Source organism: Bradyrhizobium cytisi (genome assembly GCF_008123515.1).
Taxonomy (GTDB): Bacteria; Pseudomonadota; Alphaproteobacteria; order Rhizobiales; family Xanthobacteraceae; genus Bradyrhizobium; species Bradyrhizobium cytisi.
On record NZ_VSSR01000039.1, the window covers coordinates 86,981 to 102,694 of the forward strand.

Sequence of the window (15,714 nt, forward strand, 5' to 3'; positions counted from 1 at the left end):
ACCGGCTCCGAGATTCAGATTGCGCGCGATAGCCATTCCGCCTAATAGAATTGGACAAATGACCAAATAACATGGTCGCGCGCCGAAGGGCGCTGGTCGGGACGGGACGCAGCATGTCGCAGGACGGTTTTGGGCTGGCGGGGGTCATCGGCATGCCGGTCGCGCAGTCGCGCTCGCCGGTCATTCACAATTACTGGCTGAAGGCGCACGGCATCCGCGGCTCCTACGTCCCGCTCGCCGTGAAGCCGGAGCGGCTCGAGGATGCGCTGGACGGGCTGATCGCGCTCGGGTTCCGCGGCTGCAACGTGACCATGCCGCACAAGCAGACGGCAATGCCGATGCTCGACCGCGTCAACGAGACCGCCAGGCGCATCGGCGCCGTCAACACCATCGTCGTCGAAGCCGACGGCACGCTGTCCGGCTTCAACAATGACGGCAACGGTTTTGTCCAGAGCCTGCGCAACGCCAGGGCCGACTGGCGCGGCGATGCCGGGCCGATCCTGCTGCTGGGCGCGGGCGGCGCCTCGCGCGCGGTGGCCGTGGCGCTGCTGGAGAACGGCGCGCGCGAGATCCGCATCGCCAACCGCACGGCGGAGAAGGCGCAGGCGATCGCGACCGAATTCGGCTCCGCCGTCAGCGCCGTTCCGTGGGACGATCGCGCCGCGGCGCTCAGTGATGTCGCGCTGCTCGTCAACTGCACCGATCGCGGCATGGTCGGCAAAAGCGCGCTCGAGATCGATCTGTCGCGGCTGAAGTCAACGACACTCGCCGCCGATCTCATCTACACGCCGCTCGAGACGCCGTTCCTGGCTAATGCCCGCGCCCGCGGCTGCGTCACGGTGAACGGGCTCGGCCTGCTGCTCAACCAGGCGCGGCTCGCCTTCAAGGCCTGGTTCGGCGTCATGCCTGATGTGACGCCCGAGCTGATCAAGGCCATCGAGGCCACGTTCTGAACCGCGCGGGGAGCTTTGCGCCATGACCTTGCCGGCGGGCCCCAAGATCGACTGCCACATCCACGCCATCGATCCCGTGCGTTTTCCCTACGGCGCCGATACGCCGTATCGGCCAAGCGGGCAGGAGATCGCGCCGGCCGCGCAGCTCATCCGCGTGTTCGATGCCTTCGATGTCCGCCACGCGCTCGTCGTCGCCACCAATACCGGCTATGGCAGCGACAGCCGCATCCTGCTCGACACGCTGAGGCAGGGCGGCGGCCGCTTCAAGGGCGTCGCTGTCGTCGAGAACGACGTGGATATCCGCGAGCTGGAGCGATTGAAGGCGGCCGGCGTGGTCGGTGTCGCCTTCAACGTGCCGTTCCACGGCGCCGACTATTATCGCAATACTGCGCCGCTGCTGGAGAAGCTGACGAGCCTCGGCCTGTTCCTCCAGATCCAGGTCGAGAACGATCAGCTACTCGACCTGCTGCCGCTGATCGACAAATCGCCGGTGCGCCTGGTGTTCGATCATTGCGGCCGACCCTCGGTCGCGCAAGGCGTGCAAGGCAAGGCCTTCCAGGCGCTGCTCACGATCGGCCGCGAGCGCGACGCGCACATCAAACTCTCCGGCTATTACAAGTTCTCCGAGCTGCCACATCCTTATCAGGACATTTGGCCGTTCATCGCCGCGCTGGTCGAGGCCTTCACGCTCGATCGCTGCGTCTGGGGATCGGACTATCCGTTCCTGCGTGCGCCTGAAAGGCTCGACTACGGGCCGCTGCTGGCGGGGCTGCAAAAACTGTTTCCGGATCCGGGCGACCGGCATCGCCTGCTGTGGCGGACACCGGCGAAACTGCTCGGCTTCGACGGATCATAGAAAAGAAAGCAAAACGGGGAGGACATCATGAGACATCTTGCAGGAACGCTCGTCATCGCCCTGGCGGCATCGCTCGCGACGGGCGCGGCCTGCGCGCAGAGCACGGTCTACATCCCTGACGTGATCGAGCTCTCCGGCCCCGGCGCCGTCTCCGGCACCAACTGGCGCGACGGCGTCGCGCTCGCGGTCGACGAGATCAACGCCGCCGGCGGCATTCTGGGCCGCAAGATCCAGACCGAGCATCTCGACACCCAGAGCAATCCCGGCATCTCGCGCGCGCAGGTGCAGAAGGTGCTGGACAAGGATCCCTATGTAGTGCTCGGGCCGATCTATTCGGGTTCGGTCAAGGTCAACATGGCGCTGACCCAACAGGCCGAGATCCCGCAGATCGTCGGCGCCGAGGCCGCCGACATCACGACGCAGAGCAACCCCTGGGTGTTCCGCACCGCCTTCGGCCAGCAATTCTCCATGCCGAAGATCGCCAATTACCTGCACGACAAGCTGAAGGTGAAGAGCGTCGCGGTGGTCTGGGTCAACAATGATTTCGGCAAGGGCGGCCACGACAAGTTCGTGAAGGAGATGAAGGCGCACAATATCGCGATATCGGCCGATATCTCCACCGAGCAGGGCCAGGTCGATTTCGGCTCGGATGTCATCAAGCTCAAGAGCGCCAAGGCCGACGCCGTGTTCGTCTACACCAACGAGGAGGAGAGCGCGCGCTTCCTGATCGAGGCCAAGCGGCAGGGCCTGTCGACGCCGCTGTTCGGCGAGACGACGCTGCTCAGCCAGAAGGTGGTCGAGCTCGCCGGCCCCGCCGCCAACGGTGTGCGCGGCCATGTTGGTCTCAGTGCGGACGCGCCGGTACCGGCGATCGAGGCGTTCACCAAAAAGTTCAGCGACCGTTTCAAGTACCGGCCGGATCACAACGGCATCAAGGGCTACACCGCGGTCTATCTCGTCAAATACGTCACCGAGAAAAACGGCAAGTTCGACAGCAAGGCGTTTGGCGCGGCGATGAAGGGCCTGACGCTGACGCCCGACAAGGCGCCGGGCATGCTGATGGAAGCAAGCTGGGACCAGAACGGCGATATCGACCGCGCCAGCTTTCTCGCCGAGATCGTCGACGGCAAGCAGAAGATCGTCGAGACCTTGCCGAAGCTGAACCGCGGCAGGGCGGAGTGAGGTGCGCGGCATCTCCCTCAACGTCGTCCTGGCTTTCGCCTGGACGACGGCGCGATTTGAGGTCCGCGGCAATTGTGATATCGGTCTGCTCGCCCTTTTCGGACGAGCTGAAAAACATGAAAACCACGCTGCTGAAATCCGAAAACTATACCCGCTCGCCCTGGAAGAACGGCGGCGGCATCTTTACCGATATCGCGGATGCGCATCGGCCGGGCGCGGCGGAAGGATTGGGACAGCCTGCTGTGGCGCTTTGCCGCCACGCCGATCGTGGCGCCCGGGCCGTTCTCCCACATGGCCGGCATCGACCGCCTGCAGATGGTGGTCGGCGGGCGCGGGCTGGTGCTGAAGTCGCCCACGCAGGAGTTCGATGAGCGCGAGCCGTTCACGACCGTGCGCTTCACCGGCGAGCTCGCGATCGTCACCGCGCTCGAGGCCGGCCCGGTCGAGGTCGTCAATCTGATGGCCCGGCGCGGTGTGGCGGAGATCGAGCTTGGGGCGCTCAGGGCGCCCGGCGAGCGGCCGTTGCCCGCGGGGACGCATTTGCTTTGCGCCGCGCGCGGCGACTGCAGCATCCGTCTCGGCGGTCAGGATTTTCCGATTTCGCACGAAAACACGTTGAAGGTCGAATTGACCGAAGCCTCGACGCTCGCGCTGGTTTCGGGGCTGGCCGTGCTGGGGTCGATCGAAATCATCGGCTGAACGGCGATCCTGCCCACCAGGGCGATGCGCACAATCCGTGCAACTGGCTAGGTTGACGCGGCGGCGTCGGAACACGATATGTCCGGGACGAAGACCTCCGTCCAGAGGCAGATGAATGAGCGCGCCGCGAAACGATGAATTGATCCATTCCGGCAGCGACGCTGTCGTCGACTGGCTGACCAATGGCACGCGCGACCAGCGCTTCATCGACAATATCTTTGCCGAGATGTGCATCCGCCTCCAGCAGGCCGGCATTCCCCTCAAGCGGTCGACGCTTCATGTCATGATCCAGCACCCGCAATGGCTGGGGGCCCGTATCATGTGGTCCGACGGCATGCGCGAGGCCGAGATCACGCGGGTTGATTTCGATGTCAGGGGACGCTCCGAATATATCGGCAGCCCCGCCAACGAAATGTTCGACGGTGCAACCGAAGTGCGCGAGAATCTCGAACGGGATCCGGCGCTCGGCCGCAAGCACGCGCTCTATGACGAGATGCGGGCCAAGGGCCTGACCGATTATGTGGCCTGGCCGCTCTATCATACGCTCGGCAAGCGGCATCTCGTCACGTTCTCGACCGACCGTCCCGGTGGCTTCGACGACGCCCATGTCGCCGCACTGAGGAAGGTGTTGCCGGTGCTGGCGCTGGTCAGCGAGATCCGGGTCAAGAATCGCCTGGCGCGGACGCTGCTGGAGACCTATGTCGGCGCCCATGCCGGTGAGCTGATCCTCGCGGGCGCCACGCGACGCGGCACCGGCACGACGGTGCGCGCCGCGATCATGATCTGCGACTTGCGCGATTTCACGAAGATCTCCGACAACTGGCCGCGCGACGACGTCATCGATCTTCTCAACGATTATTTCGACGCGATGTCCGAGCCGATCGCGCGCCATGGCGGCGAGATCCTGAAATTCATCGGCGACGGCCTGCTCGCCATCTTTCCGCTTCATGAGCCCAACGCCTGCGCCAATCTGCTGCGTGCGGTGGCCGAGGCGCGCGAGGCCATGGTCGCGCTGAACGAGCGCAACAAGGCGACCAGCCGCGCGCCGCTGAACTACGGCATCGGCGTCCATGTCGGCGACGTCATGTACGGCAATATCGGCTCGACCAGCCGGCTCGACTTCACCGTGATCGGTCCCGCCGTCAACATGGCCTCGCGGCTCGAGGCGCTCACCAAGCAGATCGGCAAGCCGGTGCTGCTGTCGCGCGATTTTGCCGAGCTGGTGACGCCGGAGTTCGAGCTCGAGCGCGTCGGCCAGCACGCCGTCCGCGGTTTCAGCGAGCCGATCGAGCTGTTTGCGTTTCAGGGATGAGGATGCGCGGTGCGTTCCCTCTGTGCGGCCGAAGCGAGCTCCGGGAGTTCGACGACCGACCGTGCCGCCACAAGATGTGACCAGAGCTCCTCCGCCCGCCGGCTGAGGCGTCGCTGCGGCCGATAGATCCGGATGTCGAGATCGACATCCAGGTCCGGCAAACCCGTGCGGACGAGACGGCCGCGGAGGATGTCTTGGTGGGTCGTGGTCAGCGGCAGCCAGGCGACGCCGAGCCCGGACAACGCCATCGATCGCAGTCCATCGGCCAGCGAGTTCTCATAGATGCGATTGAGCTGGGGCAGGCCGGTCGCCTCAGTGAGCTTCTGGTCGACGGCCCAGCCGAGCGAGCACTCGCTGCTATAACCGAGATAGGAAACCGACCGACGCGGCTCCGGCGCCAGATCATGGAGGGGCTGCTTGTCGCCGTCGACGGCTGACAGCGGCACGAGCTTCTCTTGGCCAATGGTCAGCCACTGACACCGCGAGATCGACAGCGTCTTTCCGCCGGCCGAATTGAGCCCGCTGGCCTGATCCATGTAACAGACGACGAAATCGACAGCGCCGTCGTCGAAGGCGTCACAGCATCCGGGAAGATTGTCGGACAGGATTGTCAGCCGCGTCGATCCGATCGTTGCCTGGATCTGCGGCAGCCACTTTGGAAAGAACGTCACGGATAGCAGGTGAGGCGCGGCAAAGCGCACGCTCCTGGTTGCCTGATCCTGGTCTTCCCTCAGGGCGCGCCGGGTGGCGTTGAGCCGCCCGATCACGTCGTTCGCCGTGGCCAGCAATTGCGCCCCTGCATCGGTCAGCTCGATCGGGGATTTGCGGCGGTCGAGCAAGGCTGAGCCTGCCCAGTTTTCGAGCGATTGCAGTCTGCGGCTCAGTCCGGACTGACTGACATTCCGCAGCTCGGCGGCACGCGTCAGGTTCTTGGTCTCGGCCACTGCGGCCAGATCCTCAAGCCAGCGGACATCGAGCATGATTGGTGCCTTCTCGCGATCTCTCGTGGCAAGCACCATAGCCGGTTTCCGCCGCTCGGCCGATGCAAATTCCGCATCAACTCCGCGCGCATTCGCATTGGAAATGTCCGGCATCGGCGCAGTAGCGTCCTGCCGGGCAGACGGGCTGGAAGGGACATCCGATGAGACTGGGCAAATTCGGCATCGCGACAATGGCATCGATCGCGATGATAGCGTGCCTGGTCACGGCGGCTTCGGCGGAGCCGCTCCCCGTACAGCAAGGGCCCGGCAACAGCGTCATTCTCAAGCGCATCCTGGAGCGTGGTGCGATCAACATCGGCCATCGCGAGGCCTCAGTGCCGTTCTCCTACATCAGCGATGAGCAAAAGGTGGAAGGATATTCCGTCGATCTCTGCATCAAGGTGGTCGATGCCGTGAGGCAGCGGCTGAACAAGCCTGATCTCAAGGTGACGTTCACGCCGATCAACGTGACCAACCGGATCCCGCTGGTGGCCAACGGAACGATCGATCTCGAATGCGGCACCACCTCGAATTTCCTGACACGCCAGGAACAGGTCGAGTTCTCGCCGATCTTCTACGTAACAGGCACGCAGTTGCTCGTGAAAGCGGCATCCGCGACCAGGGAGATCGAAGATCTCAAGGGCAGGCGCGTTGCCGCGCTGCAGGGTTCGTCGAACGAGGCCGCGATCCGCAAGCTCAACGACGAAAAGGCGCTCGGCGTCCAGCTGGTCTATGTGAAGGATCTCCCCGAGGGTGCGCTCCTGGTCGAGAACGACCGTGTCGACGCGTTCGTCGCGGACGGTGTGCAGATCAAGGTCTATGCCGCCACCAAGGCGAAGCCGGCGGGCTCGCTCGCTGTCGTTGGTCGCCTGCTCACCTACGACCCCTATAGCGCGATGATGCAGCGTGGCGATCAGGATTTCGCCCTGCTGGTGCGCGGCGCCTTCGCCGATGCGTTCCGGTCGGGAGAGGCCGAGAAGACCTATGCCAGATGGTTCGACCCACTGGGCCTGAAAATCGAGGGCGAGCTGCTCGCCGCCTTCCGGGTTCAGGCCCTGCCGCGCTGAATAGTCCGGGCAGGCACGCGATGCAATATCGCTGGAACTGGAGCATTCTGTTCGTTGAGCCGTATTTCGGATGGCTCCTCGCCGGCGTGACATGGACGCTTCTCGTTGCGGGCGCGGCATGGATCATCGCGCTCGCAATTGGCTGCACCGTCGGCGTGCTGAGCACGCTACCGAGCCGGACCGCGCGCCTCATCGCGACGGCCTATGTGGATTTGTTCCGCAACATCCCCCTGCTGCTCCAGCTGTTCCTCTGGTACTTCGTGCTGCCGGAGCTGTTGCCGGGATCGTTCGGACTTTGGATCAAGCGCGACCTGCCGATGCCCGAATACTGGTTCTCCGTGGCTGGGCTCGGCTGCTTCACGGCTGCGCGCGTCGCCGAGCAGGTCCGCGCCGGCATCGAATCGATCGGCGCTGGGCAGCGCATGGCAGCCGCTGCGATGGGCTTCACCGTCGCGCAGGCCTATCGCTACATTCTTCTGCCCCTCGCGGCGCGCAACGTGCTGCCGCCATTGACGTCGGAAGCGCTCAACATCATCAAGAATTCGTCGCTCGCCTTGACTATCGGGGTGCTGGAGCTGACGGGCCAGAGCCGCCAGATCGAGGCGAGCACGTTCCAGGGGATCGAGGCTCTGACGGCCGCGACCGTCATCTATGTCATGCTGACGCTCTGCGTCATCGTCGTGATGCGCGCCGTCGAAAGGCGGGTCTCTATCCCCGGCACTCTGGGGCGAGGCTAACCGTGCGAAACCTCGACTGGAGCGCCGTGGTTCACGCCTTGCCATTCCTTTGGCAGGGACTGCAGACGAGCTTTGTCCTGGTGGCGCTCGCGATGGCGGGCGGCATCCTGCTCGGGACCATGATCGCGGTTGTGCGCCTGTCGGCACCACGGCCCGTTGCCGCGCTCGCTGCCGGCTATGTCAACGGGTTGCGCTCGATTCCGCTGATCATGGTGATCTTCTGGTTCTATCTGCTGGTGCCGCTGTTCATCGGGCGGCCGGTCGGAGCGTTCACGTCCGCACTCATCGCATTCACCCTGTTCGAGGCCGCCTATTATGCCGAGATCATGCGCGCCGGCATCAACGGCATCTCCCGGGGACAGATGGCCGCGGCGCTGGCGATCGGCATGACCGGGATGCAGGCCTATCGCTACGTGGTCCTGCCGCAAGCCTTGCGCCGCATGGCGCCCATCCTGCTCACGCAGAGCATTGCTCTGTTTCAGGACAGCTCGCTGGTCTACGTCATCGGTCTCCATGATTTCATGACGTCGATCGGCATCGTGGCCAACCGGGAGGCGCGCTTGATCGAATTCTATCTGTTCGCGGCCCTGGTCTACTTTGCGATCTGCTTCTCGGCATCTCGCGCGGTGAAGCGGCTTCAGCACCGGATGCTCACCGCATGACGAGCGCCCATCTGAATGCCGCGGGTGCCGGTCTGATGCCGGAGAGCGTGGTTGCGGCGATCAAGTCCCACCTCGATCTCGAGGCCCGGCGCGGCGTGCACTGGGCGGCGGCCGATGCGAGACACGCCATTGAAGAGACGCGTATCCTGGCAGGCCGTCTGACGGGCGTCGCCCCGACGCATCTTGCCTTCGGCGAGCAGGCGAGCCGACTCTGGGCACTTGCCTTTGCATCGATGCCGCTCAAGCGTGGAGATCGCATCCTGATCGCGCGGAACGATTGGGGCGGCAATATCGTGAATGCCGTGCGGCGCGCGGCTGCGGCCGGAGCGGAGGTGGTCAGGCTGCCCATGACCGGACAGGGGCGGATCGACATCGAGCAGGCCGCTGCGCTGGTCGATGAGCGTACGGTCGCGATCTGCGCATCGGCGGTTGCCAGCAGTTTTGGATTGCGCCAGCCGGTCGAAGCGCTTGGCTCGATTGCGCGGCCGGACGCCTGCCTTTATTTCATCGACGGCGCGCAAGCCGTCGGTCAGTTCGAGTTGACGCTGCCTGGGGCATCTGCCGACGTCATGGTCGCGCCGGGACGGAAGTGGCTCCGAGGTGGTCGCGGGCAGGCCATGATGGCGCTGTCGGATCGGGCGCTGCGCCGTCTGGTCGAGCCGATCATCGTCGACCAGAGCGCCGGCACCTGGTGCCCGGATGACCGCTTCCTGCCGCTGGAGGATGCGCGGCGCTTCGAGGCATGGGAGTTCTGCGCTGCCGGCCGTCTCGGCTTGCGGGCATCTTTCCAGGAGCTCGATCGTATCGGCATTGCGAACGTTCGTGCTGGCAACGACGAGAAGCTGCGCCGGTTGGGCGCGAACCTGCGTGACATCTCCGGACTCACGGTGTTCGAGGACGAAGATGCCGGCGCGGCATTCCTGACGTTCCAACATGCGTCTCTGCCCGCGAACAGGATTGTGGAGGAATTGGCCATGCGCGGCATCGCGGTCGCGTCTGTGGGTCTCGATCATGCCAGATGGGAGCTCGAGGCGCGTGGCCTCGAGAGGATCGTACGCGCGGCGCCTCACATCTACTCGTCGGAGGATGATATCGGGCGGTTCACCGAAGAGCTTGAGCGTCTTGCGGCCCGGGCAGATCTGGATCGCGGGCGTTCCGCTTGAGATAGAAAAATCTTCGATTGGGAGTCCTGTTGCCAACGCAAGAACGTCCGACTACGTTTGACACCCAGTCCGCCCAAACGGTCTTTGCATCGGCCGCACGTTCATGCCCAAATTCCTTCGCATCGGCCTGCATCAGTCGAACGTGTCAGGATACACCTCAAAAGCTTGGTGTGTGCGGCGGGTCGGCTCGGCAGTGTTCCTGAAATGGGGTGCCGTGGAGGTGCAGGGCGCCGGCAAGGGACGCAAGGTTTACTGGACGCGTCTGCCGCAGGAGAAAACGATCCGCTGCGGCACGGTCGAGCGCGCCCAGGACTATACCAAATCCGCGATCGCGCGACGGCGCAGCCACGACTATGAGCCGCTGACGGGCGCTATCTCGGCCCGGTGCAAATCCGCCAACGGGAGTGCCGATCTCAAGCAGGCGCTCGCCACGATCCTGATCGTCGACATCGTCGGCTCCACCGCAAAAGCCGCCAAGCTCGGCGATGCGCGCTGGACCAAGGTGATCGGCCTCTATTACGCGGCGGTCCGCAAAGAGCTGAAATCTTCGCGCGGCAAGGAAGTCGTGACGACCGGCGACGGCGTGCTCGCGACCTTCAAGGCACCGGCCGCCGGCATCAATTGCGCAACCGCGATTCGGGAGGCCGTGCGCACGCTCGGGCTTGATATCAGGGTGGGCTTGCACGCAGGCGAATACACGATCAGCGGCGGCGAGATGGTCGGCCTCGCCTTCCACATCTGCACCCGCGTCGCCGCCAAGGCGCGCGCCGGCGAAGTCCTGGTCTCACGTGCGGTGAAGGATCTGCTCGCGGCACAATCCCAGATCCGCCTCAGGGATCACGGCAGCCACCAGCTCAAGGGCGTGCCGGCGCGGTGGCGGCTGTATCGGGTTGAAGGTTAGGCAGGCGCGAGGGGAGGTGCCGGCGCGTCATTCGTTTTGTCGTGGCTGCGCCGCGCGGACACCAGAGCCTCCAGCTCGCCGCGAACGCCCTCCACGACCCCGGCCCAGTCGCCTCGCACCGGTTGCCTGAACAACCGCATCGACTGATACCACGGGCTGTCGTCGCGGTTGAGCAGCCAGCGCCAATCCGGGTTGAAGGGCAACATGGTCCAGACCGGCGCGCCGAGCGCGCCGGTGAGGTGAACCACGCTGGTGTCGACCGAGATCACCAGATCGAGACAAGACACCAGCGCCGCCGTCTCGCTGAAATCCGTCAGATGGTCCGTCAGGTCGATGATGTCCTTGCGCTCGTCGAGGAACGCGCGATCCTGGTCCCGCACACCCTTTTGCAAGGAGACGAACTGGACATCGCAATCCAGCAGAGGCGCAAGCGTGCGCAGGGCGATCGACCGGTTGTGATCGTTCTTGTGACCTGGATCTCCCGACCAGACCAGACCGACGCGGAAGCGCGTGCGCGGACCAAGCCGGTCTTCAAGCCGATCCTCCCACGTCGTCACGCGCGCCGCCGCCGGCGCAGGCAGGAAGCCTTGCGCGAACGGGATCGTGCCGAGCCGCGTCCCGAACGCCAGCGGCAGGCTTCCAAGCGGGCAGTGCAGGTCGAACGCCATCGACGTCACAGACGATCGATCGACACAATGTGCAACGCCGGGCAGGGCGGCCAGTAGCCGCTGCACCGCAGGCTTCACCTCCAGGATGACCTTAGCGCCGAGCGCGGCCACGAAGGGCACATAGCGCGCAAACTGAATCGAGTCGCCCAGGGCCTCGTCGGCGTGAAGCAAAATGGTCTTGCCTTCGAGCGGCTGGTCACGCAGCCAAAGGGCTTGCGAGAATCCGCGATCGGCGAGGCCGAGCGACGACGCCTTCCAGCGCGCCTCGCGTCCCGCCAGGCCCCGCGCGAAATCTCCAGTCAGCATCTGCAGCAGCGCGAGATTCCAGATCGTGTCCGCGTTGCCGGGCTCGAGGGCCATCGATTGGTGAAAGGCCGCGAAAGCCTCGTCCAGCAATTGCAGGCTCCACAGCGCCCGCGCCTTTTCGTTGAGCGCTGCGGGAAAATTCGGACGAAGCGCCAGCGCGCGATCGAAGCTCGCAAAGGCCTGCTCCATCCGGCCAAATCGCGCATGAAGCGAGCCGAGGTTCTTGTGCGTCTCGGCCTCGCTGGGGTTGAGCGCAATCGACCGCTCGAAGTCGGCCTGCGCCTCCCCGAACCGGCCCAGCCGCTGCAGGCAAAGCCCGCGCGTCTGATACAGCGGTGCGACGTCAGGATTGAGCCTCGCGAATGCGTTGAAGTAGTCCAGGGCTTCGGCATACCGGCCGAGATTGAACAGCGCCTGGCCCTGTTTCGCGGCCTCCAGACCCCTGGCGACCGCGAGGTTTTGCGGCGCGACCTTATGCGATTGCTTGGCCGCGGCCCGGCGTTCTTGGCGGTTCATGAGGTGACCAGAAAAAGCTGTGCTTGCGGGTTGACCGAGCGTGATCGGATTGCCCCATCAGCACTTTCTGGTCCGAAGCTGGTGCGAGGCTGGTGGGGCCCGAACACTCCATGACGAGGCGCCGCCTCGCACAACTCTCTCCATCGTCATTGCGAGAAGCTCGCGACAAAATTGCGTAGCAATTTTTGCGCTGATGCGACGAAGCAATCCAGAATCTTTCCGCCGAGGGACCCTGGATTGCTTCGCTTCGCTCGCAATGACGGAGCGTTTGGCACAGCCTCGCGCAACTCTCTCCACCGTCATTGCGAGGAGCTCTTGCGACGAAGCAATCCAGAATCTCCCCGCCGAGGAACTCTGGATTGGTTCGCTGCGCTCGCAATGACGGAGTGTGAGGAAGTGAGAGGCAATCCGCGATGTCACCGCACCCCCGTGCCTTTGCAGCGCTGGCACTTCACCACGTTGTCGCCCTTCCTGAGCAAACCTTTGCCCTCACAATTTTTGCATTTCTGCTTCTTCTTGATGTTCGGGCCTTTTTCACTGACCATGAAGTTCTCCTGCCGCTGGAGGGCGATCAAACCGGCGCATTGTACCGGTTGGACCCAACGAGGGTGATAATCCAGGCGGACGCCAACTTCCAATTCAAAAAAGCAGGCCGAAGCCACTGAATGCAACGGCCACCGTAAGTCTCCTGGCATTTTGGTTTCGGCCGCAACCCAATGATCGCCGATCCTGTTCTATCGGCGCTGGAGCAGCACGGCTTCCCAGAAAAACCGCGATGCTTCGGCGTGCGCTTCGTGCACGCCGATGCCGATGTCGTGGAGAAGCTCGGGCTTTTCCCTGAGATCGGCGCGCAGCTCTGTCCTGAAACGAGTGCGATGCCACCATGTGGCGGGCAGGCTGAGGATCGCGCGGATGCGGAGGCCATTATCGCCTGAGGCCAACCCCGTCGCCGGCATGACTGCTGCCAGGTCGGGAACGGCGGCTTGCGCATTTGTCTGCAAAGCTTGCAATCGCATGTCAGAAATCTCCAAATCTCATTGACGGCCGCCGCGCAATAAGCCGCCGCCGTCGTTGCCGGCGTCAGTCAGGCGTCAAAGGAGCGTTATTTTTGCTTGGAGGGCCGTGACGCACTGGCGCGACGCGGTCGGGCATGTAGTATGGAAGCGCCGGAGGGGGAGCCAAATTGGACGGAATGAGTCTTCACGATCCCCTTTTCGCCACGTATGTCGTTGCTGCCAGCCTGATGATCTTGAAGGCCGTGGCGATGTCTTGGTTGACCGTGTTCCGGATGGTCAGAGCCCAGGGGGGCTACCGTTCGCCGGAGGACATCAGGAAGACGCCACTGAATCCTGCGCCCGATCCAGCGCAGCTTCTTCCCAACGAAGGTGTCGAGCGGATCCGCCGGATCCAGATGAACGATGTCGAGAACCTGCCGTACTTCCTGGTCGCGGGCTTTCTCTACGTCCTCACGCAGCCGTCGCTGCTTCTCGCGCAATGGCTGCTCTACGGCTACGTTGCCTCACGCCTGCTCCACTTCTTGGCCTATTTCACCGCGCAAATTCACGATATTCGCGCGACTCTGTGGACCATAGGCTCGCTCATCCTGGTCTTCATGACCGTTCGCACGCTTCTCGCAGCACTCGGCGCTTGAGGCTCAGTCGGCCACCCCGGCTGCCTGCTGGGCCGAAAGATAGCGTTCAAGCACCTCGTGTTGCTTGAAAAAGCGCATGGCACGCAGATCGCGGATCGTTGTTTTTTGTGTCGCATCGCGAATCCGAGTGACCTCGCGGGCTTCTTCCAGGCGCCCGACACCGGCCAGATTGGCCGCCAACATACGATGGCCGGTGCCGTTGCTCGGATTGTGCCGAACCGACTTCCGTGCCCAGGCGATGCCCTCCTCGTATTGCCCGAGCGCAAAGTAAGATGCGGTCAATCCCGTCATCCACAAATGGAGCATCCTGTCGTCGGGACTGAGGACGAGGGATCGATGCAGGCATACGAGTGCGTTCGCATAGTCACCTCCCATGCTGTCGATCATTCCGAGCACGCCCCATGCGAAGGCCGAACTGGGGTTGAGCCTTACGGCTTCGCTGGCGTGAATACGTCCCTGATCGTTGGTGCCGGCCGGCCCAAAGAGCGCGAAGCCATAGACCGCGTGAGCGAAGGCGTCCTCAGCCTCCTGCTCGACGGCGCGACGGGCCAGACCGAGCGCCTCGGCCGCGGCATCTGGAGACGTGTTGGCGCCCAGCGGCGGGGCCATGACGAGCCCCCAGGCCAGCGCCGCCAGCGTCGCCGTTCGCTCCTGATCGAGGCCCAGAGACTGCCGAAGCAGCTCGATGGCCTTGATGACACCTTCACGGGTGCCGGTCCACAAATGGTGAAGTCCACGCAGGTAGAGATCATAGGCCGATAGATCGGTTGGCGGTTTGCGGCGTGCTCGTTCGATTTCGGCGCTCCGAACGACGTGAGCGACGACTGCAGCAACGCTACTGCTGACGTCGTCCTGCAGATCGAATACATCGACGAGGGGACGGTCATAGCGATTGGACCAGACTTGGGCTTCGCTACCGGTATGAGTGAGCTCGGCCGACACGCGAATGCGGTTGCCCGCTTTACGTATATGGCCGCTCAGGATGTATTGAACACCGAGCTGTTGCGCAATCTGCCGGCTGGTCATTCCCTTGTCCCGAAAGACAAAGCTCGATCCGGCGGCAATCACCACCAGTTCGCGAAAGCGCGATAGAGCGGTGATGATGTCTGCAGTGATGCCATCGGCAAAGTATTCCTGTTCGGTGTCACCGCCCATGTTCTGGAACGGAAGCACCGCTACGGAGGGCCTGTCGTTGCCAATCATGTGCTCGGCTTGTTCTGCCGCGATTTCCCCCATTGCCGGGGCCGTCCTCTGCTCCTGGACTTTGCGCAGCTCTGCAGCGAGCGAGTTGGTCGCAACATCGGGCCCGGTGCCAAGCTCTTGCTTCAGCAGGGCTACGACGGCCTGGTAGTATTTGAGTGCTTCGGCGTTGCGGCCAGCCGCCGACAACGCGCGCATGATCAGGCGGTGCGCATCCTCGCGCAGGCTGTTGAGCGCATTGGCACGCTGGCCGGCGAGGAGGGCATGGCCGGCACGCTCCTGTGTCAGTTCAGACTCGCCGAGGGCGACCAGGGCGCCAACAGCGAGCTCCGACAGCCGCTCGCGTTCGCCGGCCAGCCAATCGCGCCAGCCTTCCTCGCTGACGCCGATGTCATCAACGAGAGGCCCACGATAGAGATCTGTCGCCGCACTCAGCGCCTCGCGGCTGTCCTTCGCGACCAGCTCCTCAAATCGCCGTACGTCGCAGATGACCACTGCGGCGTTCAACGAGATGAACTCGCCATCGCTCCTGAGAGCGCCCTGACCAAGAACCTGGCGGAGCTTGAACAGCGCCTGCCGCAGATTTTGCTTCGCCTGCGCGTCGAAGTGAGATCCCCACAGCAGGGTCGAGAGTCTCTCCCGGTATTGAGGCTGAGGTGCCGTGCAAGCCAGATAGGCCAGCAATCCCGCGAGCTTCTTGTTGGGCAAGCTGACCACGCCATTCGGCCCGGTCAGCTCGAAACGCCCCAGTAGCGAGAGAGTAAAGCTTGGGCCGGGCGCAGACGCAGTTTCAGTCATTCCGCCTCAAAATTGAGCAGGCATGCTCGCAGGTATACATCCTACACGAGTTGCCAACTTTGC

The 15,714-nt window shown here is 63.8% G+C and carries 15 protein-coding genes and 1 pseudogene; 12 read left to right on the top strand and 4 right to left on the bottom strand.

Going from position 1 to position 15,714, the window contains the following annotated elements; all coding sequences use genetic code 11:
* Positions 1 to 113: 113 nt before the first annotated feature.
* The 5 genes and pseudogenes from FXB38_RS23500 to FXB38_RS23520 all read left to right on the top strand — a co-directional run bounded on the left by FXB38_RS23500 (position 114) and on the right by FXB38_RS23520 (position 5,002).
* Complete coding sequence (locus FXB38_RS23500) at positions 114 to 953, top strand: shikimate dehydrogenase (protein WP_148753378.1); 840 nt, start codon at positions 114 to 116, stop codon at positions 951 to 953.
* 22 nt (positions 954 to 975) lie between these two features.
* Entirely contained in the window at positions 976 to 1,809 is an 834-nt protein-coding gene (locus FXB38_RS23505) for an amidohydrolase family protein (protein ID WP_148753344.1), read from the top strand.
* A gap of 27 nt (positions 1,810 to 1,836) precedes the next feature.
* Positions 1,837 to 2,991 carry an ABC transporter substrate-binding protein gene (locus tag FXB38_RS23510; RefSeq protein ID WP_148753345.1) on the top strand — a complete coding sequence of 385 codons (1,155 nt, stop codon included), beginning with the start codon at positions 1,837 to 1,839 and terminating at the stop codon, positions 2,989 to 2,991.
* A gap of 116 nt (positions 2,992 to 3,107) precedes the next feature.
* Positions 3,108 to 3,690 (top strand): annotated as a pseudogene (locus FXB38_RS23515) (HutD/Ves family protein).
* A gap of 115 nt (positions 3,691 to 3,805) precedes the next feature.
* Positions 3,806 to 5,002 carry an adenylate/guanylate cyclase domain-containing protein gene (locus FXB38_RS23520; protein ID WP_148753346.1) on the top strand — a complete coding sequence of 399 codons (1,197 nt, stop codon included), beginning with the start codon at positions 3,806 to 3,808 and terminating at the stop codon, positions 5,000 to 5,002.
* Here FXB38_RS23520 and FXB38_RS23525 read toward each other — a convergent pair.
* On the bottom strand, positions 4,993 to 6,021 hold the full coding sequence (locus FXB38_RS23525) for a LysR family transcriptional regulator (RefSeq protein WP_187435088.1): 1,029 nt from the start codon (positions 6,019 to 6,021) through the stop codon (positions 4,993 to 4,995). The two genes, FXB38_RS23520 and FXB38_RS23525, sit on opposite strands and share 10 nt — an antisense overlap.
* A 122-nt stretch (positions 6,022 to 6,143) precedes the next feature.
* On the opposite strand from FXB38_RS23525, the gene FXB38_RS23530 reads away from it, so the two are divergent.
* From FXB38_RS23530 to FXB38_RS23550, 5 genes are all read left to right on the top strand, one after another.
* Positions 6,144 to 7,049: an amino acid ABC transporter substrate-binding protein gene (locus tag FXB38_RS23530; RefSeq protein WP_148753348.1), complete on the top strand. Its 906-nt coding sequence runs from the start codon at positions 6,144 to 6,146 to the stop codon at positions 7,047 to 7,049.
* Positions 7,050 to 7,069: 20 nt separating this feature from the next.
* Positions 7,070 to 7,786 carry an amino acid ABC transporter permease gene (locus FXB38_RS23535; RefSeq protein ID WP_148753349.1) on the top strand — a complete coding sequence of 239 codons (717 nt, stop codon included), beginning with the start codon at positions 7,070 to 7,072 and terminating at the stop codon, positions 7,784 to 7,786.
* 2 nt (positions 7,787 to 7,788) lie between these two features.
* A complete protein-coding gene (locus FXB38_RS23540; RefSeq protein WP_148753350.1) occupies positions 7,789 to 8,448 on the top strand; it encodes an amino acid ABC transporter permease in 660 nt (219 codons plus the stop codon).
* Positions 8,445 to 9,611, top strand: a complete 1,167-nt coding sequence (locus FXB38_RS23545) for an aminotransferase class V-fold PLP-dependent enzyme (protein WP_148753351.1) — start codon at positions 8,445 to 8,447, stop codon at positions 9,609 to 9,611. The genes FXB38_RS23540 and FXB38_RS23545 overlap by 4 nt, the downstream gene beginning before the upstream one ends.
* 103 nt (positions 9,612 to 9,714) lie before the next feature.
* Positions 9,715 to 10,512 carry an adenylate/guanylate cyclase domain-containing protein gene (locus FXB38_RS23550; RefSeq protein ID WP_148753352.1) on the top strand — a complete coding sequence of 266 codons (798 nt, stop codon included), beginning with the start codon at positions 9,715 to 9,717 and terminating at the stop codon, positions 10,510 to 10,512.
* On the opposite strand, the gene FXB38_RS23555 is transcribed toward FXB38_RS23550, so the two are convergent.
* Positions 10,509 to 12,002, bottom strand: a complete 1,494-nt coding sequence (locus FXB38_RS23555) for a tetratricopeptide repeat protein (RefSeq protein ID WP_148753353.1) — start codon at positions 12,000 to 12,002, stop codon at positions 10,509 to 10,511. The genes FXB38_RS23550 and FXB38_RS23555 overlap by 4 nt on opposite strands.
* Before the next feature lie 413 nt (positions 12,003 to 12,415).
* Here FXB38_RS23555 and FXB38_RS42955 point away from each other — a divergent pair, with 413 nt between their 5' ends.
* Positions 12,416 to 12,667, top strand: a complete 252-nt coding sequence (locus FXB38_RS42955) for a hypothetical protein (RefSeq protein ID WP_187435089.1) — start codon at positions 12,416 to 12,418, stop codon at positions 12,665 to 12,667.
* Between the two features lie 69 nt (positions 12,668 to 12,736).
* Here the strand turns inward: FXB38_RS42955 and FXB38_RS23560 are convergent, their stop codons facing one another.
* Positions 12,737 to 13,018 (bottom strand): DUF1127 domain-containing protein, encoded by a 282-nt coding sequence (locus FXB38_RS23560; protein ID WP_148753354.1) that lies wholly within the window; start codon positions 13,016 to 13,018, stop codon positions 12,737 to 12,739.
* A gap of 176 nt (positions 13,019 to 13,194) precedes the next feature.
* Between FXB38_RS23560 and FXB38_RS23565 the strand changes: the two genes are divergently transcribed.
* Entirely contained in the window at positions 13,195 to 13,653 is a 459-nt protein-coding gene (locus tag FXB38_RS23565; RefSeq protein WP_246230070.1) for an MAPEG family protein, read from the top strand.
* 3 nt (positions 13,654 to 13,656) lie between these two features.
* Here FXB38_RS23565 and FXB38_RS23570 read toward each other — a convergent pair whose 3' ends face one another.
* Positions 13,657 to 15,651: a BTAD domain-containing putative transcriptional regulator gene (locus tag FXB38_RS23570; RefSeq protein WP_148753356.1), complete on the bottom strand. Its 1,995-nt coding sequence runs from the start codon at positions 15,649 to 15,651 to the stop codon at positions 13,657 to 13,659.
* Positions 15,652 to 15,714 lie beyond the last annotated feature (63 nt).